Genomic DNA, 19822 nt, shown 5'->3' on the forward strand with positions numbered 1-19822 from the left:
TTTACACCACCAGCCAGAAAAACGCGAGCGCGACCAGCAGGGCAAGAAAGAGTAAGCCGGGGCGCGCGGAAAGGTTTTTAACGCTGTCGATAAACGGCGCGATAAACGGGTTATAAATCGGCTGAATATCACGAACCTCAATCATTCCTGACGCCCGCTCGGTACGGCGTAAGAAAATATGATTTAAAATATCCTGCACTTGCGCGGTGGTCAGCACCGTTTGCGGCGTGGCCTGCCAGTTTTGCTGCGCATAATCCGTAACCGATCGCCACTCCACATCCTCCAGCGGTTGTTTCAGCGACGTTTGCAACGCATGCAGCGTGGGAGCAGGGTGCGTACTCAGCGTCTGGCGCGCCTGCAGCCAGGTCATCAGCGGAGCAAAATGTTTTGCCGGAATCAGCTCACCCGTCTTCACCCCGGAAAGCTCCAGCATGGATTGCCAGATTTGCTTGCCCGGCTCGCCGGTTGCCGCGGCAAGTTTGGTTACCGCCTGGTTGAGCGAATTATGTTCCGCAGGCAGTAGCGGGCGCTCGGTCGCCGGGCGCTGCTGCGGCTGGGGAATGGTTATCTGATTGTTTTGCAACATCGTCAGCACGGTTTTTAACTGCTGCGGCGTCAGCTGGCTGAGCGCCGTCTGCCCAAACTGCTGGCGAATAAAATCACTCACCGCCTGGCGGTTATTCCCCTGACCTAACAGTTCGGTGAGCTGCGAGATAATCTGGCGCGTGGTATGGTTTTGTGTGGCCGTTTCCAGACGCTGGCCAAGATGCTGCTCAGCCGCCGGGAAATGGCGGGCCTGCAATGGCGCATCATTTTTTAGCCCAAGTTCATGTTTCATCCCGGCCCAGACTTCCGCGCTTTGCTGCTGGGTCAGCGCCACCAGCCGGACAATCAGCCGCTCCAGCACCGTGCGCTGTAAGCTGGTCAGGGGGGCATCGCCGGCAGTGCTGCCTGTTAACGGTGGTTCTTGCCCGGGAGGGCGCGCGCTCGCACCCTGAATGGGTTGCATCATCTAAATCCTCTTACTCTCGCATGGGGGCATCAAGGCATTGTGGGTATGCCTGGCGGCGAGATTATGGCACACTTGCGCGCTGAACTCCCGTCTCAAACAGGTACTGTAGCGTGAAAATCCTTGTTGATGAAAATATGCCTTACGCCCGCGATCTTTTTCGCCGTCTGGGTGAGGTGAAGGCTATTCCTGGGCGCCCGCTCCCACAGGCGGAGCTGGCAGATGCCGACGCATTAATGGTGCGCTCCGTCACCAAAGTGAATGAGGCGTTATTACAGGGTACGGGCATCAAATTCGTCGGCACCGCGACGGCGGGCACTGACCATGTCGATGAGGCATTTCTTAACGAAGCGGGTATTGCGTTTTCGGCAGCGCCTGGCTGTAACGCTATCGCCGTGGTGGAGTACGTTTTTTCTGCGCTGCTGATGCTTGCCGAGCGCGACGGTTTTGCCTTGCAGGATCGCACCGTTGGCATCGTCGGCGTGGGCAACGTGGGCAGCCGTTTACAAACGCGCCTGGAGGCGCTGGGTGTGCGCACGCTGCTGTGCGATCCGCCGCGCGCCGATCGTGGCGATGAAGGCGAGTTCTTAAGCCTTGATGAACTGGTGCAGGAAGCGGATGTTCTGACCTTCCACACGCCGCTTTTCAAGGAAGGGCAGTATAAAACGCTGCATCTGGTGGATGATGCGCTGCTCTCCCGCTTGCGCGCTGGCACTATTCTGATAAATGCCTGTCGCGGCCCGGTGGTGGATAACGCGGCATTGCTGCGCCATTTGCAGGCAGGGCAGGCGCTGGATGCGGTGCTGGACGTCTGGGAGCCGGAACCTGATCTTAACGTCGCGCTGCTGGAGAACGTCGCTATCGGCACGGCGCATATCGCGGGCTATACCCTGGAAGGTAAAGCGCGCGGTACGACGCAGGTGTTTGAAGCCTTTAGTGAATTTCTCGGCCAGCGCCAACAGGTCGCGCTCGATGCGCTGCTGCCCGCCCCGGATTTTGGCCGTATTACGCTGCATGGCCCGCTTGATCAGTCAACGCTAAAAAGGCTGGTTCATTTGGTGTATGATGTGCGCCGCGACGATGCACTGCTGCGTAAAGTGGCGGGCATGCCGGGTGAGTTTGATAAGCTGCGTAAAAACTATCTTGAGCGCCGCGAATGGTCATCCTTGTATGTGCAGTGTGATGACGCCGCGGCGGCCGCGTTGTTGCAAAAGCTGGGCTTCAACGCAGTACACAACCCGGTACGTTAATGTCTTCTTAATGCTCCTTGCCTGCCATGCTGGCAAGGACGCGCTATTTCTGGAGTAAATCACCATGTCTGAAGGCTGGAATATTGCCGTTCTCGGTGCCACCGGTGCCGTCGGGGAAGCCTTATTCGAAACCCTGGCGGAGCGTCAGTTCCCGGTGGGCGACCTGTTTGCGCTGGCAAGCAGTGAAAGCGCAGGCGAAAACCTGCGTTTTGCGGGGAAAACCGTGCAGGTGCAGGATGCCGCAGAGTTTGACTGGACACAGGCGCAGCTGGCGTTTTTTGTGGCGGGCGTTGAGGCGACCGCCGCGTATATAGAAGAAGCCACCAATGCGGGCTGCCTGGTCATTGACACCAGCGGGCTGTTTGCGCTGGAGCCGGATGTACCGCTGGTGATGCCGGATATTAACCCGTTTGTGCTGGCTGATTACCGTAACCGTAATATTATCGCAGTGCCCGATAGCCTGACCAGCCAGCTGCTGGCGGCGCTGAAACCGCTGGTGGATGCTGGCGGAATATCGCGCGTGGCGGTGACCAACCTGCTGTCGGTTTCCCGCCAGGGCAAACAGGCCATCGACGCGCTGGCCGGGCAGAGCGCCAAACTGCTTAACGGTGTACCGATTGATGAAGACGATTATTTCGGCCGCCAGCTGGCGTTCAACATGCTGCCGCTGCTGGCAGACAGAGAAGGTAGCGTGCGCGAAGAGCGCATGATTATCGATCAGACGCGCAAAATCCTGCAGGACGACGGCCTGATGATCTCCGCCAGCTGTGTACAGTCGCCCGTGTTCTACGGTCATGCGCAGATGGTGAGCTTTGAAGCTATTCGCCCGCTGGCTGCTGAAGAAGCGCGCGACGCGTTTAGCCGCGATGAAGAAATCGTTTTATCCGAAGAGAACGACTTTCCGACCCAGGTCGGCGACGCGTCGGGCCAGGCGCATCTCTCCGTGGGCTGCGTGCGCAATGATTACGGTATGCCGGAGCAAATCCAGTTCTGGTCAGTGGCAGACAACGTCCGTTTCGGCGGCGCGCTGATGGCGGTAAAAATCGCTGAAAAACTGGTGCAGGAGTATCTGTACTGATGCAGGACGAGAAAGCGCCGGTCTATAAAATTGCTCTCGGTATTGAGTACGACGGCAGCAAGTATTACGGCTGGCAACGGCAACAAGAAGTACGCAGCGTGCAGGAGAAGCTGGAAAAAGCGCTCTCGCAGGTGGCTAACGAACCGATCACCGTCTTTTGCGCCGGGCGTACGGACGCCGGCGTTCATGCAACCGGGCAGGTGGTGCATTTTGAAACCACCGCCCGGCGTAAAGACGCTGCGTGGACGCTGGGTGTAAATGCGAATTTACCTGGTGACATTGCGGTGCGTTGGGTCAAAGATGTCCCCGATGATTTTCATGCACGTTTCAGCGCCACGGCTCGCCGTTACCGCTACGTCATCTATAATCATCGCCTGCGCCCGGCGGTGCTGGCCCAGGGCGTTACGCATTATCATCAGCCGCTTGATGCCGAACGGATGCATCGTGCGGCGCAGTGTCTGCTTGGCGAGAATGACTTTACCTCGTTTCGCGCCGTGCAGTGCCAGTCGCGTACCCCCTGGCGAAATCTGATGCATATCAACGTCAGCCGTTATGGTGCGTATGTGGTGGTGGATATCAAAGCAAATGCCTTTGTACATCATATGGTCAGGAATATTGTCGGCAGCCTGATGGAAGTGGGCGCCCACAACCAGCCGGAGAGCTGGATAGCAGAGTTGCTGGCGGTTAAGGACAGAACGCTGGCGGCAGCAACGGCGAAGGCGGAAGGGCTGTATCTGGTGTCGGTCGATTATCCGGCGCGTTATGACCTTCCCTCGGTGCCAATGGGCCCGCTGTTCCTGGCGGACTAGTCGCAATCATACAAGGCTTAAGCATACATGGAACTCATACGCTTTCTTATTGATTTCATTCTGCATATTGATGTGCATCTGGCGGAACTGGTCGCGCAATATGGCGTCTGGGTCTACGCGATTCTTTTTCTGATCCTGTTTTGTGAAACCGGGCTGGTGGTCACGCCATTCTTACCCGGTGATTCGTTGCTGTTTGTCGCCGGTGCGCTGGCCTCCCTTGAAACCAACGATCTGAACGTGCACATGATGGTGCTTTTAATGCTGGTTGCCGCTATTGTCGGCGATGCAGTGAATTACACCATCGGGCGGCTCTTCGGCGAGCGGTTATTCAGCAACCCTGACTCAAAGATTTTCCGCCGCAGCTATCTTGATAAAACTCATCAGTTTTATGAAAAACACGGCGGTAAAACGATTATCCTCGCGCGTTTTGTGCCGATCGTGCGTACTTTTGCGCCTTTTGTCGCCGGGATGGGGCATATGTCCTACCGCCACTTCGCCATGTATAACGTAGTGGGCGCGCTGCTGTGGGTATTACTCTTTACCTACGCCGGGTACTTCTTTGGTACCATTCCAATGATTCAGGAAAATCTTAAGTTACTGATTGTGGGAATTATCGTGGTGTCTATACTTCCCGGAGTGATTGAGATTATTCGCCACCGTCGTGCGGCAAAGCGACTGGCGAAATAAGGACTCAACCGCGGTTCGACCACTTTTTTATCCCAAGTTGCGAACCGTTATGTTTTAATGTGCACCATTTATGGGCTACCAGGTTCATGTATAAAGGTTATCAATGAGCTGGATTGAAAGAATTAAGAGCAACATCACCCCCACCCGTAAGGCAAGCATTCCTGAAGGCGTGTGGACAAAATGCGATAGCTGCGGCCAGGTACTGTATCGTGCCGAACTGGAGCGTAACCTTGAGGTCTGCCCAAAATGTGATCACCACATGCGTATGACAGCGCGTAATCGCCTGCATAGCCTGCTGGATGAAGGTTCACTGGTGGAGCTGGGTAGCGAGCTTGAGCCAAAAGATGTGCTGAAGTTCCGCGATTCCAAAAAATACAAAGACCGTCTGGCCACGGCACAGAAAGAGACCGGCGAGAAAGATGCGCTGGTCGTAATGAAAGGCACTCTGCACGGTATGCCGGTTGTTGCAGCGGCGTTTGAGTTTGCCTTTATGGGCGGCTCAATGGGCTCCGTTGTCGGCGCGCGCTTTGTACGTGCCGTCGAGCAGGCGCTGGAAGATAACTGTCCGCTTATCTGCTTCTCGGCTTCCGGCGGTGCGCGTATGCAGGAAGCGCTGATGTCGCTGATGCAGATGGCGAAAACCTCTGCGGCGCTGGCAAAAATGCAGGAACGCGGTCTGCCGTATATATCCGTGCTGACCGACCCGACAATGGGCGGCGTTTCCGCAAGCTTCGCGATGCTTGGCGATTTAAACATTGCTGAGCCGAAGGCGCTGATTGGCTTTGCCGGCCCGCGTGTTATCGAGCAGACCGTGCGCGAAAAACTGCCGCCAGGCTTCCAGCGCAGCGAGTTCCTTATCGAAAAAGGCGCGATTGACATGATTGTCCGCCGCCCGGAGCTGCGTCTGAAACTGGCGCGTATTCTGGCGAAGCTGATGAATCAGCCCGCGCCCGATCCAGACGACGCGCACGTTGGCACGGTTATCCCTGCAAACGCGAGTCAGGATGGCGAGGCCTGATAACACGTTATTCTTCTTGTTGCAGCCCTTTGGCGGCGCAGTGAACAGCGTGCCGGTTGACCGCACACCCCGTGCAGGACGTGTTCCGGGGAGCGCCGTGTTGCCAGCTTCCTGCAACAGAAGTAATTTTGTGTATACTATCGAGGGCAGGGCCACTGGCGCTGCCCTTTTGCTTTTCAAACCGTCTCAATTCAACGGGCATCATGGACATTAAACGCATTCCGCAAGCCACGTCGCCCCTGGCCGCGTGGCTTTCTTATCTGGAAAACCTGCACAGTAAAACTATCGATCTGGGTCTTGATCGCGTAAGTCAGGTGGCGGCGCGTCTTGACGTATTGCGTCCTGCGCCGTTCGTTTTTACCGTGGCCGGAACCAACGGCAAAGGCACCACCTGCCGCACGCTGGAGTCCATTCTGCTGGCGGCGGGCTACCGCGTTGGCGTCTACAGCTCCCCTCATCTGGTGCGTTATACCGAGCGCGTGCGCGTGCAGGGCGGTGAACTGGCTGAATCTGCACATACCGCTTCTTTTGCGGCAATCGAAGCCGCGCGCGGCGATATCTCGCTGAGCTACTTTGAGTTTGGCACCCTCTCGGCGCTATGGCTGTTTAAACAGGCGCAGCTGGATGTGGTTATCCTTGAAGTGGGGCTTGGCGGAAGACTGGATGCCACCAATATGGTGGATGCGGACGTGGCGGTTGTCACCAGTATCGCACTTGATCATACCGACTGGCTTGGCCCTGACAGGGAAAGTATCGGTCGCGAAAAAGCCGGTATCTTCCGCGCCGGTAAACCCGCCGTCGTGGGCGAGCCGGATATGCCGCACACCATTGCCGATGTGGCGCAGGAGAAAGGCGCGCGTCTGTTACGCCGTGATGTGGACTGGCGTTATGACGTGGATGCCGCGAGCTGGAACTTTTTTGACGCCCGGGGTGAGCTTCGCGACTTACCGCTGCCAACAGTGCCACAGCCCAATGCTGCGACGGCGCTGGCCGCTCTGCGCGCCAGCGGTCTTAACGTTGGCGAGCAGGCGATCCGTGAGGGGATTGCGGCAGCTATTTTGCCCGGACGTTTCCAGATTGTGAGCGAATCACCACGTCTGATCCTTGATGTCGCGCATAATCCCCATGCGGCGGGCTATCTGGCCGGGCGGCTGGCGGCGCTGCCGAAGACCGGGCGCGTGCTGGCGGTGGTCGGTATGCTGCATGATAAAGACATTGCCGGAACGCTGGCCTGTCTGGAGCCGGTAGTCGATAGCTGGTATTGTGCCCCTCTGGAAGGGCCGCGCGGCGCAACAGCGCAGCAATTGCTGACACACCTCAAACAGGGGCAGGCATGGCCTGATGTTGCGCAAGCCTGGCAGGCGGCGATGGCCGATGCTAATGCAGGCGATACCGTACTGGTGTGCGGATCTTTTCACACTGTGGCACATGTTATGGAAGCGATGGAAGCGGGGAGAACCGGTGGCGAGTAAGTTTCAGAACCGTTTAATGGGGACTATTGTGCTGGTTGCGCTCGGGGTCATTGTTCTTCCCGGGCTGCTCGACGGGCAGAAAAAACATTATCAGGATGAATTTGCGGCGATCCCGTTGGTGCCGAAGCCCGGCGATCGCGATGAGCCGGATATGATGCCGGCCACTCAGGCGCTGCCTGCGCAGCCGCCGGAAGGCGCGGCGGAAGAGGTGCGTGCAGGCGATGCGGCCGCGCCGACGCTCAACGACTCCCGGCTGGCGGCCAATAGTAACCCGCAGCCGGAAGTGGCAGAGCCGCCGGTAACCGCTAAGCCGAAACCGGTCGGGAAGCCGCAGCCAAAACCGCAGCCGGTGGTTGACACGCCGCCGAAGGCGCAGGTTCAGCAGCCGGTGGTGAATGACGCGCCGCCAAAAGCGGCGGAAGAAAAACCGCAGCCTTCCGGAAAGGCGTATGTCGTTCAGCTTGGCGCGTTGAAAAATGCGGATAAAGTGAATGAAATCGTCGGGAAATTGCGCAGCGCAGGGTATCGCGCTTACACCTCGCCGACCACGCCAGTGCAGGGTAAAATCACCCGTATTCTGGTGGGGCCGGACGCCTCGCGCGATAAGCTGAAAAACTCGCTGGGCGAGCTGAAACAGCTATCAGGCTTAAACGGCGTGGTGATGGGCTACACGCCTAACTAAGCGTTTTCCGCCAGCGCGGGTGATGGCGTAACCAGTGTGTAAAAGTTACCCGCTGGCCTCTTTTTAACCGATTGGCCAGGGGCAAACCGTGCGAGAATACGCTTTCGCAGCACTGAGAAGCCAGACCCGGCTGGTGAAATTTCACGTGCTGCCTGGTATCACCGCGGTGAATAACAGAGCAGGGCAGGCGGTGTGAGTTCTCTTCTTCTCTTCGCTTTTGAAGGAAGAGAAATAACGAAAAACGCCTGAAAAACAGGCGATCGGAACCGTGGCGTTGAGCGTTTTTTCAGCGCCATTTTTATTTACGCATGGGAAGGAAATCCCTACGCAAACGTTTTCTTTTTCTGTTAGAATGCGCCCCGAACTGGACGACAGGGCGTAAATTGTTGGGACACATATGGTCTGGATTGATTACGCCATCATCGCGGTGATTGGTTTTTCTTGTCTGGTAAGCCTGATCCGTGGCTTTGTTCGTGAAGCGTTATCGCTGGTAACCTGGGGTTGTGCTTTCTTTGTTGCCAGTCATTACTACACTTACCTGTCAGTCTGGTTCACGGGCTTTGACGAAGAGCTGGTACGTAATGGCATCGCCATCGCGGTCCTGTTCATCGCGACGCTGATTGTTGGCGCCATCGTAAACTACGTGATAGGTACGCTGGTGGAAAAAACCGGCCTGTCGGGTACTGACAGGGTGCTGGGGATCTGCTTTGGCGCGCTGCGTGGCGTGCTGATCGTCGCCGCCATTCTGTTCTTTCTCGATACTTTTACCGGGCTTTCGAAAAGCGAAGACTGGCAGAAGTCGCAGCTTATCCCACAATTCAGTTTTGTCATCAGATGGTTTTTTGACTATCTGCAAAGTTCGTCGAGTTTCTTGCCCAGGGCATAAGCCCTGTGATGTGGCTTAACGAGGAAAAGACGTATGTGCGGTATTGTCGGTATCGCCGGTGTTATGCCGGTCAACCAGTCGATTTATGACGCGTTAACGGTGCTTCAGCACCGTGGGCAGGATGCCGCAGGCATCATCACCATTGATGCGAACAACTGTTTCCGTCTGCGTAAAGCAAACGGTCTGGTGAATGATGTGTTTGAAGCCCGCCATATGCAGCGTTTGCAGGGCAACATGGGGATTGGTCACGTGCGCTACCCGACCGCGGGCAGCTCCAGCGCATCAGAAGCGCAGCCTTTTTACGTCAACTCCCCGTACGGTATTACACTTGCGCATAACGGTAATCTGACCAATGCGCATGAGCTGCGCAAAAAGCTGTTTGAAGAAAAGCGCCGCCACATCAATACCACCTCTGATTCCGAAATCCTGCTGAATATCTTTGCCAGCGAGCTGGATAATTTCCGCCACTATCCGCTGGAAGCAGACAATATTTTTGCCGCCGTTGCCGCGACGAACCGCTTAATTCGCGGGGCTTATGCCTGCGTTGCGATGATTATCGGCCACGGTATGGTTGCCTTTCGCGACCCGAACGGCATCCGCCCGCTGGTGCTGGGTAAACGCGAAGTCGGCGATGGCCGCACCGAGTATATGGTGGCCTCCGAAAGCGTGGCGCTGGATACGCTGGGCTTTGAATTCCTGCGCGATGTCGCACCCGGCGAAGCGGTGTACATCACCGAGAAAGGCCAGCTGTTTACCCGCCAGTGCGCGGATAACCCGGTCAGCAATCCGTGCCTGTTCGAGTATGTTTATTTTGCCCGCCCGGACTCGTTTATCGACAAGATTTCCGTCTACAGCGCCCGCGTTAATATGGGCACTAAGCTTGGTGAGAAGATTGCCCGCGAGTGGGAAGATCTGGATATCGACGTGGTTATCCCTATCCCGGAAACCTCCTGCGATATCGCGCTGGAAATCGCGCGGATCCTTGGCAAGCCGTATCGCCAGGGGTTTGTGAAAAATCGCTACGTTGGCCGCACCTTTATTATGCCAGGCCAGCAGCTGCGCCGTAAGTCGGTGCGCCGCAAGCTCAACGCTAATCGCGCCGAGTTCCGCGACAAAAATGTGCTGCTGGTGGATGACTCCATCGTGCGCGGCACCACCTCAGAGCAGATTATTGAGATGGCGCGCGAAGCCGGTGCGAAGAAGGTTTATCTGGCGTCTGCCGCGCCGGAAATTCGCTTCCCGAACGTCTACGGCATCGATATGCCTACCGCCAATGAGCTGATTGCTCACGGTCGCGAAGTGGATGAGATCCGCCAGATTATCGGCGCAGATGGGCTGATTTTCCAGGATCTTGATGATCTGATTGACGCCGTTCGTGCAGAAAACCCTGATATTCAGCAGTTCGAATGCTCGGTCTTTAACGGTGTGTATGTGACCAAAGACGTCAACCAGCAGTATCTTGACTACCTGGACTCCCTGCGCAACGACGATGCAAAAGCGGTTTTGCTACAGAACGAAGTCGAAAGTTTAGAGATGCATAACGAAGGCTGATCCTATCGCGCCCCTGCATCCGCCGGGGCGCATTCAGTTGCAACGCCCTCTGTAATCAGGCAAAGTTTGCGTAAATTATTGCGGGTGTAAAGTCTTATGAAACGACTCATTGTGGGGATCTCAGGTGCCAGCGGCGTGATTTATGGCGTGCGGCTTTTACAGGTGCTGCGCGACGTCGCGGGTGTTGAAACGCATCTGGTGATGAGCCAGGCCGCCCGGCAGACCCTCTCTCTGGAGACAGATTTCACCCTGCGCGAAGTGCAGTCGCTGGCTGATGTGGTACATGATGCACGCGATATCGCCGCGTCTATCTCTTCGGGTTCTTTCAAAACCACCGGCATGGTTATCCTGCCGTGCTCAATTAAAACCCTTTCCGGTATTGTTCACAGCTATACCGACACCCTGCTGACCCGCGCGGCGGATGTGGTGCTTAAAGAGCGCCGACCGCTGGTGTTGTGCGTGCGGGAAACGCCTTTGCACCTGGGCCATCTGCGTTTAATGACCCAGGCTGCGGAACTCGGTGCCGTCATCATGCCGCCGGTTCCGGCGTTTTACCATCGTCCGCAAACGCTTGAGGCGCTCATTGATCAGACGGTCAACCGTGTACTCGATCAGTTTGCTATCGATTTGCCGCAGGATCTGTTTACCCGCTGGCAAGGGAGCGATGCGGCGAAATAGAGCAAGCCGCCGCGCTCTGCCCTTTTTTGGGGCAATTCTGCAAGCGCGATCATATCCTCAACATTTAATGCCTGTTTTGCCCCTTTAAGCACTGCGGTTCAACCGGCAGACCTGCTATCTTTCAACACAAGGCCTGTTTGCAACGTTTTATTAACAACTTTCGTGGCGTTTTTTTATCGCGCGGCGAAAGTGGCATAAGACGTGCAAGGTTACAGCCAGCAACACACAACACAACGTAATACAATAAAAAATACTCGAGGGTAATGTATGAAGAAGACGGTTCTCGCGCTCTCTCTCCTGCTGGGTCTGTCAGCGAGTGCAAGCGTATACGCAGCGCTGCCTGCGGAAGTGCGCATTGGTACCGACGCGACGTACGCGCCGTTCTCCAGCAAAGATGCGAAAGGGGAGTTTGTCGGTTTTGATATCGATCTCGGTAATGAGATGTGCTCGCGTATCAAGGTGAAATGTACCTGGGTCGGCAGCGATTTTGATGCGCTGATCCCGTCGCTGAAAGCGAAGAAAATCGATGCCATCATCTCTTCGTTATCGATTACGGAAAAGCGCCAGCAGGAAATCGCCTTCTCTGAGAAGCTCTATGCCGCTGACTCCCGCCTGATTGCCGCCAAAAATTCCTCTATCCAGCCGTCGATTGAGTCGCTGAAAGGCAAGCATGTCGGCGTGCTGCAAGGCTCTACGCAGGAAGGCTATGCCAACAGCAACTGGCGCAGCAAAGGCGTGGATGTGGTGGCTTATCAGAACCAGGATCAGATTTACTCGGATCTGAGTGCCGGGCGTCTTGACGCAGCGTTCCAGGACGAAGTCGCCGCCAGCGAAGGCTTCCTGAAACAGCCAGCCGGAAAAGAGTTTGCTTTTGCCGGTCCTGCGGTGAAAGACAAAAAATACTTCGGTGACGGCACAGGTATCGGCCTGCGCAAGGACGACACAGAGCTGAAAGACGCGTTTGACAAAGCCTTTGCCGAACTGCGCCAGGACGGCACCTATGACAAACTCGCGAAAAAGTATTTCGACTTTAACGTCTACGGCGAGTAAGGCTGCCGGGGGATAAATACGGTGAATGTTCCAAAGTGGTGCATTTAATGCATCACTTTGGTGCAGTGCTGCATAATTACGCATGCAGAATGCAAAAAAAGGCAGAATCTTTTGCCTTGCCGGGGTGGATAATGGCACGATAACGGCACCGTAATTCTGACAATTCCCCTAAAAAGACAGTCTGTTGAGGATAATGATGAAAAAGCTCGTATTATCTCTTTCTCTGGCGCTCGCTGTAGCCAGCGTTACCAGTGCGTTTGCGGCGATCCCACAAAAAGTCCGTATTGGTACCGATCCAACTTATGCTCCCTTCGAATCCAAAAATGCGCAGGGTGAATTAGTCGGTTTTGATATCGATCTGGCTAAAGAGCTGTGCAAACGTATTAATACGCAGTGTGTGTTTGTCGAAAACCCGCTGGATGCTCTGATTCCGTCGCTGCAAGCGAAAAAGATCGACGCGATTATGTCGTCACTTTCCATCACGGAAAAACGCCAGCAGCAAATTGCCTTCACCGACAAACTTTATGCAGCGGACTCTCGCCTGGTGGTCGCAAAAAATTCTGATGTGCAGCCGGAGTTGTCAACGCTGAAAGGCAAGCGTGTCGGGGTATTGCAGGGCACAACGCAGGAAACTTACGGCAACGTACACTGGGCGCCTAACGGTGTCGAAATCGTCTCTTATCAGGGCCAGGACAATATCTACGCTGACCTGACGGCAGGGCGTATTGATGCCGCTTTCCAGGACGAAGTCGCGGCCAGCGAAGGCTTTTTGAAAACGCCGATGGGCAAAGAGTATAAGTTTGGCGGCCCGTCGATTAAAGACGAAAAACTGTTTGGCGTCGGCACCGGCATGGGGCTTCGCAAAGAAGATAACGAACTGCGCGAAGCGCTGAATAAAGCCTTCGCCGGGATGCGCGCCGACGGGACTTACGAAAAACTCGCGAAGAAATATTTCGATTTCGATGTTTACGGTGGCTAACACCACGCGTGCTTGACGTGCCCCCTCTGTTGCGGGAGGGCACGGTAAACATACCATGACAGGGCAGGCAGCATGCTGTACGGGTTTTCTCAAGTCATTTTTCAGGGCGCGCTGGTCACGCTGGAGCTGGCGCTCAGCTCCGTGGTGCTGGCGGTGGTGATTGGCCTGGCAGGCGCTGGCGCGAAGCTTTCAAAGCAGCGCGGGCTGGCGCTGGTATTTGAAGCCTACACCACCCTTATCCGCGGCGTGCCGGATTTAGTGTTGATGTTGCTGATTTTTTACGGTCTGCAAATTGCGCTCAACAGCGTCACTGATGCGCTTGGACTGACGCAGTTTGATATCGATCCAATGGTCGCCGGGATTATTACGCTGGGTTTTATTTACGGCGCTTATTTTACCGAAACGTTTCGCGGCGCATTTATGGCGGTGCCGAAAGGGCACATTGAAGCCGCGACCGCGTTTGGCTTTACCGGGCGCCAGACGTTTCGCCGCATTCTGTTTCCGGCCATGATGCGCTACGCGCTGCCGGGGATCGGTAACAACTGGCAGGTTATCCTCAAAGCTACCGCGCTTGTTTCGCTGCTCGGGCTGGAAGATGTGGTGAAAGCCACCCAGCTTGCCGGGAAAAGCACCTGGGAGCCGTTCTATTTCGCCCTTGTTTGCGGCGTGATTTATCTGCTGTTTACCACGGTTTCAAATGGTGTACTGCTTCTGCTCGAACGACGCTACTCCGTGGGTGTGAAGAGGGCCGACCTGTGATAGAAATTATCGACGAGTACTGGAAATCGCTGCTCTGGAGCGATGGCTATCGCATGACGGGCGTGGCAGTAACGTTGTGGCTGCTGATTTCATCGGTGGTGATAGGTGGTGTTCTGGCGGTGTTCCTCGCGATTGCGCGCGTCTCCGGGAATAAATTTATCAGCCTGCCGGTCTGGTTGTTTACCTATATTTTTCGCGGCACGCCGCTCTATGTCCAGCTGCTGGTGTTCTACACCGGGATGTATACGCTTGAGGTCGTGAAAGGTAACGAGTTGCTTAATGCTTTCTTTCGCAGCGGCCTGAACTGTACCGTGCTGGCTCTGACGCTTAACACCTGCGCTTACACCACCGAGATATTTGCCGGGGCTATCCGTTCGGTGCCGCATGGCGAAATTGAAGCGGCGCGGGCGTACGGCTTTTCGACCTTTAAGATGTATCGCTGCATTATTTTGCCTTCGGCGCTACGTATTGCGCTGCCAGCGTACAGTAATGAGGTGATTTTGATGCTGCACTCCACGGCGCTGGCCTTTACCGCGACGGTGCCGGATCTGCTGAAAATCGCTCGCGATATCAACTCGGCGACCTACCAGCCGTTTACCGCCTTTGGTATCGCGGCGGTGCTCTACCTGATTATTTCTTATGTGCTGATTAGCTTGTTTCGCAAAGCGGAAAAACGCTGGTTACAGCATATGAAACCTTCTTCGACGCACTGAGAATACGATGTCTGAGAATAAATTAAACGTTTTAGATCTCCACAAACGCTACGGTGAGCATGAAGTGCTGAAAGGCGTATCGCTGCGCGCCAACGCAGGCGATGTGATTAGCATTATCGGTTCGTCCGGCTCCGGGAAGAGTACTTTTCTGCGCTGTATTAACTTCCTGGAAAAGCCGAGCGAAGGCTCGCTGATGGTGAACGGGCAGAACATCACCCTGGTGCGTGACCAGGACGGGCAACTGAAGGTGGCCGATAAGCATCAGTTGCGTCTGCTGCGCACGCGCCTGACGATGGTGTTTCAGCACTTTAATCTGTGGAGCCATATGACGGTGCTGGAAAACGTCATGGAAGCGCCGATCCAGGTGCTGGGCCTGAGTAAACAAGAGGCGCGCGAGCGGGCGATCCGCTATCTGGCAAAAGTCGGTATTGATACCATGCAGCAGCAGAAGTACCCGGTGCATTTGTCCGGCGGCCAGCAGCAGCGCGTTTCGATTGCCCGTGCGCTGGCAATGGAGCCGGAGGTGTTACTGTTTGATGAACCGACCTCGGCGCTGGACCCGGAACTGGTTGGCGAAGTGCTGCGCATCATGCAGCAGCTGGCGGAAGAGGGGAAAACCATGGTGGTGGTGACGCATGAGATGGGCTTTGCCAGAGATGTCTCGACCCACGTTATTTTCCTGCATCAGGGCAAGATTGAAGAGGAAGGGCCGCCGGATGAGCTGTTTGGTAATCCTAAAAGCCCGCGTCTGCAGCAGTTCCTCAAAGGTTCACTGAAATAAGAGCGCAAGCGGAGAGAATTCTCCGCTTGCTTTTAACGATCGCTCGCCAGTAACCGGCTAAACGCTTTTTGTACGTTGGCCGTTACCTGAAAACAGTTATTTAACGTTCTTAGCTTCTCATCCGCATTCGCAACATCTGCGATGCTGGCGGCAAACCCAGTGGTAACCGGCCCAGGCTTCGCCGTGGCGGCAACCTCAGGCGTTAAATGAGTGAGAGAACGCTCAACTGGCATAGGCTTCATCTGTTTATCCCTTAAAAATATCCCTGATTAACGAAGCGAATGATATACAAATGTATTTGTAGTATGTATCAAAAAGCGCTTTTGCTTGCTCCTTAATCAGGGGATGACTGCGCCAGCAATTTCACCGCCGTGTCTTCATCTGTCACCAGGCCGTTAATCCACTGCCCGCGTAGTGCGGCGCGGATCGCGGCATACTTCTTCGCCCCGCCGGCAAAACCTAAAATCTTCCGTGACGTATGGCTGGTCAGCGGCACGCTGGTTAACAGGGCATCCAGTTCAGCATCCAGGCGCTCGCCCTGCTGATTGAAAAAATGGCCGAGCATCTCCCCGGCAACTTGCTGTTTTTCCAGCCGTTGCACCTGATCGTCAGTGATAAACCCTTCAGCATTTAACGGGCAGCCCAGGCCCACCTCGCCAATCCCCAGAAAGGTGATATCCGCATGCAGCGCGCGCTCGGTGACCCGCTGGTAAACCTGATGCTGGCACCACATGGTTTTGTCTTCCGGGCTGTCGGCATAGAGCGGCGCGGGAATAAAATAATATTTGCCCTGCATTTTCTCCGCCATTTTCAGCGGCACATCGTAGCGGGTACCGGAGTCGTCCCGTGCGATGGCGCCAATCATCGATACGCACTGGTGCTGTGGGCGCTCCAGCCACGGCAGCGCATCAATGATTGAGCGCAGCGTTTTCCCGGAGCCGATACCAAACACCTGCGGCTTATCTTCGGCAATATATTGCGCCATCACCTCCGCGCCTTCGACCGCCAGCATCTGCTGGATGGCGTCGTTTTCCAGCCCGGCGGAGGGCACCACCCGGCACAATGACAGGGCGAATTTGTCCTGCAATTCGCGGGCTAATCTCATACAGTGAGTCACCGGATGGCTGATATTCACCGTTACCATCCCCATCTCTCTGGCGCTGTAAATCAGCCGCTGCGCCACCTGGCGTGATAAGCCCAGGGCGGTCGCGATATCCTGCTGGGTCAGGCCCGCAACGTAATACATCCAGGCTGCGCGGGCTGCGAGCTCCTGTTTCTTCTCTTCTTTGTTCATCAACGCGTTCCTGAAATGGCTTGTCACTATTGTATCGTCAATCGGGCGCATTACGTAAATGGGCAAAAGTCTTTTTTGTGGGCAAATGCCAATTCCGTGAGTCATCTCGCAAAAGCTTTCGCAACGGGGAACTAACATACGTTCAACAATCGGGCATATGCCCGTGAACATATCAAATGCTCAATGCGAGGAAATAATATGTCGAACAAATCAGTGTGGATGCATATTGGCGCAGGCTCTTTTCATCGTGCTCATCAGGCGTGGTATCTGCATACGTTACGGGAGCAGGGAGACGAGAGCTGGAGTATCGCGCTGGGGAACATTCGTGATGATGCGAATGCGTTACTCGGCGCACTGGCCGCGCAGCAGGGCGAGTATGTGCTGGAAACCGTGACGCCGGAAGGCGAGCGCCAGTACGAAACCATCAAATCTATTCGCAGCGTACTGGCGTGGGATAACGAAATCAGCGCGCTGGTCGCGCAGGGCGCCGATGCGCAAACGCGCGTGATTGCCTTCACCGTAACCGAAAGCGGTTACTACCTGACGCCGGAACATGAGCTGGACGTGCAGCAAAGTGATATCAAAGCGGATCTCGACGGCGGGATTCGCACGCTGTATGGCGCGCTGACCCGCATCCTCAAGCAACGTATTGCGCGCAATGGCGGGCCGGTGACCTTGCTGAGCTGCGATAATCTGCGCCATAACGGTGAGCGCTTTCGCCACGGCTTCCTCTCTTTCCTGCAGGCAAAAGGCGAACACGCCTTGCATGACTGGGTGCGGGACAATACTACGTCGCCGAACACCATGGTTGACCGCATCACCCCGCGCCCGACGCCGGATGTGGCCGAGCGCGTACTGGCGGCGACAGGTATTAATGATGCTGTGCCGGTGATGGGCGAGTCATTTATTCAGTGGGTGATTGAAGACAACTTTATCAATGGCCGCCCGGCGCTGGAGAAGGTTGGCGTCGAGCTGGTGGAGTCCGTATTGCCCTGGGAAGAGGCGAAAATCCGTATCCTCAACGCTACCCATAGCTGCATCGCCTGGGCCGGGACGCTGATTGGCCTGAATTATATTGATGAAAGCACCCGCCAGCCCGCTATCCGCCAGATGGCCTGGGAGTATGTTTCCCGCGATGTGATTCCTTCTCTGACGCCAAGCCCGCTCGATCTTGCCGGGTACCGGGATGTTGTCCTGTCGCGTTTTAGTAATCCCTGGATTAAAGACACTAACCAGCGCGTCGCAGCGGATGGTTTATCAAAAATCCCTGGCATGGTGACCCCGACGCTTATTCAGTGCTATCAGCGTGGCGACACGCCTGCTGCTACCGCTGTGCTGCCAGGTTTGTTCTTCCTGTTTTTGCGCCGCTGGGCACAAGGGACGTTACCGTACACCTATCAGGACGGCGTAATGCAGCCGCAAGCGGTACTCGCCGTGTTTGCCGCAGACGATCCGCTGGCGGTCTGGGCGGCGGATGAGGCGCTGTTTGCGGAGCTTTCCCGTTCGCCAGATTTCCTCGCTCTGTTGCGTCGCACCGTGGCGGAACTGGAGCAGTGGGTGCAACAGCCGACAACGCAACTGGCAACAGCCTGAGGGAGGGATTATGTACCTGGGTATTGATATTGGTACCTCAGAGCTGAAGGCGCTGCTGCTCGACGATAGCGGGGAGATTGTCGGCTCCGCCCACGCGGCGCTGACCGTGCAGCGCCCGCACCCGCACTGGGCTGAGCAGAATCCTGAAGACTGGTGGCAGGCCTGCGGCCGGGTCGTGAGCGAGCTGCGCCAGCACTACCCGCACCAGTGGGCGGCCATCCGCGGCATTGGACTTTCGGGCCAGATGCACGGCGCGGTGCTGCTGGATAGCGACGGGCATGTCTTGCGCCCCTGTATTTTGTGGAACGATACCCGCAGCGCCGCAGAGTGTGACTGGTTGCGCGAGCATCACCCGGAAATGATGCGCATCAGCGGCAATATGATTATGCCCGGCTTCACCGCGCCAAAACTGGTGTGGGTCGCCCGCCATGAGCCGGAGATTTTCAGCAAGGTGGCGAAAGTGCTGCTGCCGAAGGATTACCTGCGCTGGCGCTTAACCGGTGAGTTCGCAAGCGATCCTTCCGATGCCGCTGGCACGCTATGGCTGGATGTGGCGAAGCGCGACTGGTCAGATGAACTGCTGGCGATGACCGATTTAAGCCGTACGCAGATGCCATCGCTGGTGGAGGGCAGTGCCGTCAGCGGCAACTTACGTGCGGCGCTGGCTACCGAATGGGGGCTGAGTTCCTCCGTGCTGGTTGCCGGGGGCGGGGGAGATAATGCTACCTCTGCCGTGGGCGTGGGCGCGGTAGAACCGGGCGATGCGTTTATTTCTCTGGGCACTTCCGGGGTGATTTTCGTGGTGAATGATGCCTTGCAGGCCGATCCCGACTCTGGCGTGCATGCATTTTGCCATGCGCTGCCCGGGCGCTGGCATCAGATGAGCGTGATGCTCAGCGCAGCTAGCTGCCTGCGCTGGGTGTGCAATCTTCTCTCGGTCACGGAAAGCCAGTTAATGGAAGAGGTTGCGCAACTGACAGAGGACGAGCGACGCGGTGCGCCGCTGTTTCTGCCTTATCTCAGCGGAGAGCGCACGCCGCATAACGATCCGCAGGCCACCGGGAGCTTCTTTAACCTGCGCCATGAAACCAGCCGGGCGCTGCTTGGCTACGCGGTGATTGAAGGCGTGAGTTTTGGGCTGGCGGATGGTTTGCAGGTGCTGGGGTCAGCCGCTATCTACCAGTGCAGTCTTACCGGCGGCGGTGCGCGAAGCCAGGTCTGGGCGCAGCTGTTAGCCGATGTGCTGGCTATTCCGATGGTTACCCATCCTGCCAGCTCGTCCGGCGCACTGGGCGCGGCGCGGCTGGCCTGGCTTGCGGATGGCGGCGTGCCGGGCGAGGTGTGCCTGAAACCGCCGATTGTGGCGCGCTACACGCCGCAGGCATCGCGCGGTGAATGGTTGTCGCAGCGCCTTGCGCTGTTCCGGCTGCTCTACCAACAACAACAGGCGGCGCGCGCGTTGCTGCCCTGAACCTCTTCTCCCCGGCCTCTGTACCCTGCCGGGGTTTACCCCCTAAAAAGAAGGAAGATTGT

20 protein-coding genes are annotated in these 19822 nt (G+C 56.3%); 17 read left to right on the top strand and 3 right to left on the bottom strand.

What is annotated here, in order from left to right; genetic code table 11:
- Position 1: 1 nt before the first annotated feature.
- Complete coding sequence (gene flk, locus ACTU3N_RS12080; RefSeq protein ID WP_443086373.1) at positions 2–1012, bottom strand: flagella biosynthesis regulator Flk; 1011 nt, start codon at positions 1010–1012, stop codon at positions 2–4.
- Between the two features lie 110 nt (positions 1013–1122).
- Here flk and pdxB point away from each other — a divergent pair, with 110 nt between their 5' ends.
- From pdxB to hisP, 15 genes are all read left to right on the top strand, one after another.
- Entirely contained in the window at positions 1123–2259 is a 1137-nt protein-coding gene (gene pdxB / locus ACTU3N_RS12085; protein ID WP_443086374.1) for a 4-phosphoerythronate dehydrogenase PdxB, read from the top strand.
- A gap of 64 nt (positions 2260–2323) precedes the next feature.
- Entirely contained in the window at positions 2324–3337 is a 1014-nt protein-coding gene (locus ACTU3N_RS12090) for an aspartate-semialdehyde dehydrogenase (RefSeq protein ID WP_443086375.1), read from the top strand.
- Complete coding sequence (truA, locus tag ACTU3N_RS12095; RefSeq protein WP_443086376.1) at positions 3337–4146, top strand: tRNA pseudouridine(38-40) synthase TruA; 810 nt, start codon at positions 3337–3339, stop codon at positions 4144–4146. Before ACTU3N_RS12090 ends, truA begins: the two co-directional genes overlap by 1 nt.
- 27 nt (positions 4147–4173) lie before the next feature.
- Positions 4174–4833 (top strand): DedA family protein, encoded by a 660-nt coding sequence (locus ACTU3N_RS12100; protein WP_443086377.1) that lies wholly within the window; start codon positions 4174–4176, stop codon positions 4831–4833.
- A 103-nt stretch (positions 4834–4936) separates the two neighbouring features.
- Positions 4937–5851, top strand: coding sequence for an acetyl-CoA carboxylase, carboxyltransferase subunit beta (gene accD, locus ACTU3N_RS12105; RefSeq protein WP_443086378.1), 915 nt, complete (start codon positions 4937–4939; stop codon positions 5849–5851).
- Between the two features lie 203 nt (positions 5852–6054).
- The gene (gene folC, locus ACTU3N_RS12110; protein WP_443086379.1) at positions 6055–7323 is read left to right on the top strand and encodes a bifunctional tetrahydrofolate synthase/dihydrofolate synthase; all 1269 of its coding nucleotides are present in this window, start codon (positions 6055–6057) and stop codon (positions 7321–7323) included.
- A complete protein-coding gene (dedD, locus tag ACTU3N_RS12115; RefSeq protein ID WP_443086380.1) occupies positions 7313–8005 on the top strand; it encodes a cell division protein DedD in 693 nt (230 codons plus the stop codon). The genes folC and dedD overlap by 11 nt, the downstream gene beginning before the upstream one ends.
- 397 nt (positions 8006–8402) lie before the next feature.
- Positions 8403–8891, top strand: coding sequence for a colicin V production protein (gene cvpA / locus ACTU3N_RS12120; RefSeq protein ID WP_443086381.1), 489 nt, complete (start codon positions 8403–8405; stop codon positions 8889–8891).
- A gap of 33 nt (positions 8892–8924) precedes the next feature.
- Entirely contained in the window at positions 8925–10442 is a 1518-nt protein-coding gene (gene purF, locus ACTU3N_RS12125) for an amidophosphoribosyltransferase (RefSeq protein ID WP_443086382.1), read from the top strand.
- A 96-nt stretch (positions 10443–10538) separates the two neighbouring features.
- Positions 10539–11120 carry a UbiX family flavin prenyltransferase gene (locus tag ACTU3N_RS12130; protein ID WP_443086383.1) on the top strand — a complete coding sequence of 194 codons (582 nt, stop codon included), beginning with the start codon at positions 10539–10541 and terminating at the stop codon, positions 11118–11120.
- Between the two features lie 267 nt (positions 11121–11387).
- Positions 11388–12170 (top strand): lysine/arginine/ornithine ABC transporter substrate-binding protein ArgT, encoded by a 783-nt coding sequence (gene argT / locus ACTU3N_RS12135; protein WP_443086384.1) that lies wholly within the window; start codon positions 11388–11390, stop codon positions 12168–12170.
- 196 nt (positions 12171–12366) lie between these two features.
- Positions 12367–13149: a histidine ABC transporter substrate-binding protein HisJ gene (gene hisJ, locus ACTU3N_RS12140; protein ID WP_443086385.1), complete on the top strand. Its 783-nt coding sequence runs from the start codon at positions 12367–12369 to the stop codon at positions 13147–13149.
- A gap of 72 nt (positions 13150–13221) precedes the next feature.
- The gene (locus ACTU3N_RS12145) at positions 13222–13908 is read left to right on the top strand and encodes a histidine ABC transporter permease HisQ (RefSeq protein WP_443086386.1); all 687 of its coding nucleotides are present in this window, start codon (positions 13222–13224) and stop codon (positions 13906–13908) included.
- A complete protein-coding gene (locus tag ACTU3N_RS12150; protein ID WP_443086387.1) occupies positions 13905–14621 on the top strand; it encodes an ABC transporter permease in 717 nt (238 codons plus the stop codon). Before ACTU3N_RS12145 ends, ACTU3N_RS12150 begins: the two co-directional genes overlap by 4 nt.
- A 7-nt stretch (positions 14622–14628) precedes the next feature.
- Complete coding sequence (hisP, locus tag ACTU3N_RS12155; protein WP_443086388.1) at positions 14629–15402, top strand: histidine ABC transporter ATP-binding protein HisP; 774 nt, start codon at positions 14629–14631, stop codon at positions 15400–15402.
- Positions 15403–15434: 32 nt separating this feature from the next.
- Here hisP and ACTU3N_RS12160 read toward each other — a convergent pair whose 3' ends face one another.
- On the bottom strand, positions 15435–15644 hold the full coding sequence (locus ACTU3N_RS12160; protein ID WP_443086389.1) for a hypothetical protein: 210 nt from the start codon (positions 15642–15644) through the stop codon (positions 15435–15437).
- A gap of 92 nt (positions 15645–15736) precedes the next feature.
- Complete coding sequence (locus tag ACTU3N_RS12165) at positions 15737–16696, bottom strand: sugar-binding transcriptional regulator (protein WP_443086390.1); 960 nt, start codon at positions 16694–16696, stop codon at positions 15737–15739.
- 198 nt (positions 16697–16894) lie between these two features.
- Here ACTU3N_RS12165 and dalD point away from each other — a divergent pair, with 198 nt between their 5' ends.
- Both dalD and xylB read left to right on the top strand, forming a co-directional pair.
- Entirely contained in the window at positions 16895–18289 is a 1395-nt protein-coding gene (gene dalD / locus ACTU3N_RS12170) for a D-arabinitol 4-dehydrogenase (protein ID WP_443086391.1), read from the top strand.
- 10 nt (positions 18290–18299) lie between these two features.
- A complete protein-coding gene (gene xylB / locus ACTU3N_RS12175; protein WP_443086392.1) occupies positions 18300–19760 on the top strand; it encodes a xylulokinase in 1461 nt (486 codons plus the stop codon).
- Positions 19761–19822 lie beyond the last annotated feature (62 nt).

The sequence above is a fragment of the Vagococcus sp. WN89Y genome (genome assembly GCF_052220145.1).
In the GTDB taxonomy this organism is placed as follows: Bacteria; Pseudomonadota; Gammaproteobacteria; order Enterobacterales; family Enterobacteriaceae; genus Kosakonia.

Excerpts from the sequence above, each read along its gene's own strand:
- flk (WP_443086373.1), bottom strand. The coding sequence starts at position 1,012 with ATGATGCAACCCATTCAGGGTGCGAGCGCGCGCCCTCCCGGGCAAGAA.
- ACTU3N_RS12090 (WP_443086375.1), top strand. The coding sequence starts at position 2,324 with ATGTCTGAAGGCTGGAATATTGCCGTTCTCGGTGCCACCGGTGCCGTC.
- truA (WP_443086376.1), top strand. The coding sequence starts at position 3,337 with ATGCAGGACGAGAAAGCGCCGGTCTATAAAATTGCTCTCGGTATTGAG.
- ACTU3N_RS12100 (WP_443086377.1), top strand. The coding sequence starts at position 4,174 with ATGGAACTCATACGCTTTCTTATTGATTTCATTCTGCATATTGATGTG.
- accD (WP_443086378.1), top strand. The coding sequence starts at position 4,937 with ATGAGCTGGATTGAAAGAATTAAGAGCAACATCACCCCCACCCGTAAG.
- folC (WP_443086379.1), top strand. The coding sequence starts at position 6,055 with ATGGACATTAAACGCATTCCGCAAGCCACGTCGCCCCTGGCCGCGTGG.
- cvpA (WP_443086381.1), top strand. The coding sequence starts at position 8,403 with ATGGTCTGGATTGATTACGCCATCATCGCGGTGATTGGTTTTTCTTGT.
- purF (WP_443086382.1), top strand. The coding sequence starts at position 8,925 with ATGTGCGGTATTGTCGGTATCGCCGGTGTTATGCCGGTCAACCAGTCG.
- ACTU3N_RS12130 (WP_443086383.1), top strand. The coding sequence starts at position 10,539 with ATGAAACGACTCATTGTGGGGATCTCAGGTGCCAGCGGCGTGATTTAT.
- argT (WP_443086384.1), top strand. The coding sequence starts at position 11,388 with ATGAAGAAGACGGTTCTCGCGCTCTCTCTCCTGCTGGGTCTGTCAGCG.
- hisJ (WP_443086385.1), top strand. The coding sequence starts at position 12,367 with ATGAAAAAGCTCGTATTATCTCTTTCTCTGGCGCTCGCTGTAGCCAGC.
- ACTU3N_RS12145 (WP_443086386.1), top strand. The coding sequence starts at position 13,222 with ATGCTGTACGGGTTTTCTCAAGTCATTTTTCAGGGCGCGCTGGTCACG.
- hisP (WP_443086388.1), top strand. The coding sequence starts at position 14,629 with ATGTCTGAGAATAAATTAAACGTTTTAGATCTCCACAAACGCTACGGT.
- ACTU3N_RS12160 (WP_443086389.1), bottom strand. The coding sequence starts at position 15,644 with ATGAAGCCTATGCCAGTTGAGCGTTCTCTCACTCATTTAACGCCTGAG.
- ACTU3N_RS12165 (WP_443086390.1), bottom strand. The coding sequence starts at position 16,696 with ATGAACAAAGAAGAGAAGAAACAGGAGCTCGCAGCCCGCGCAGCCTGG.
- dalD (WP_443086391.1), top strand. The coding sequence starts at position 16,895 with ATGTCGAACAAATCAGTGTGGATGCATATTGGCGCAGGCTCTTTTCAT.
- xylB (WP_443086392.1), top strand. The coding sequence starts at position 18,300 with ATGTACCTGGGTATTGATATTGGTACCTCAGAGCTGAAGGCGCTGCTG.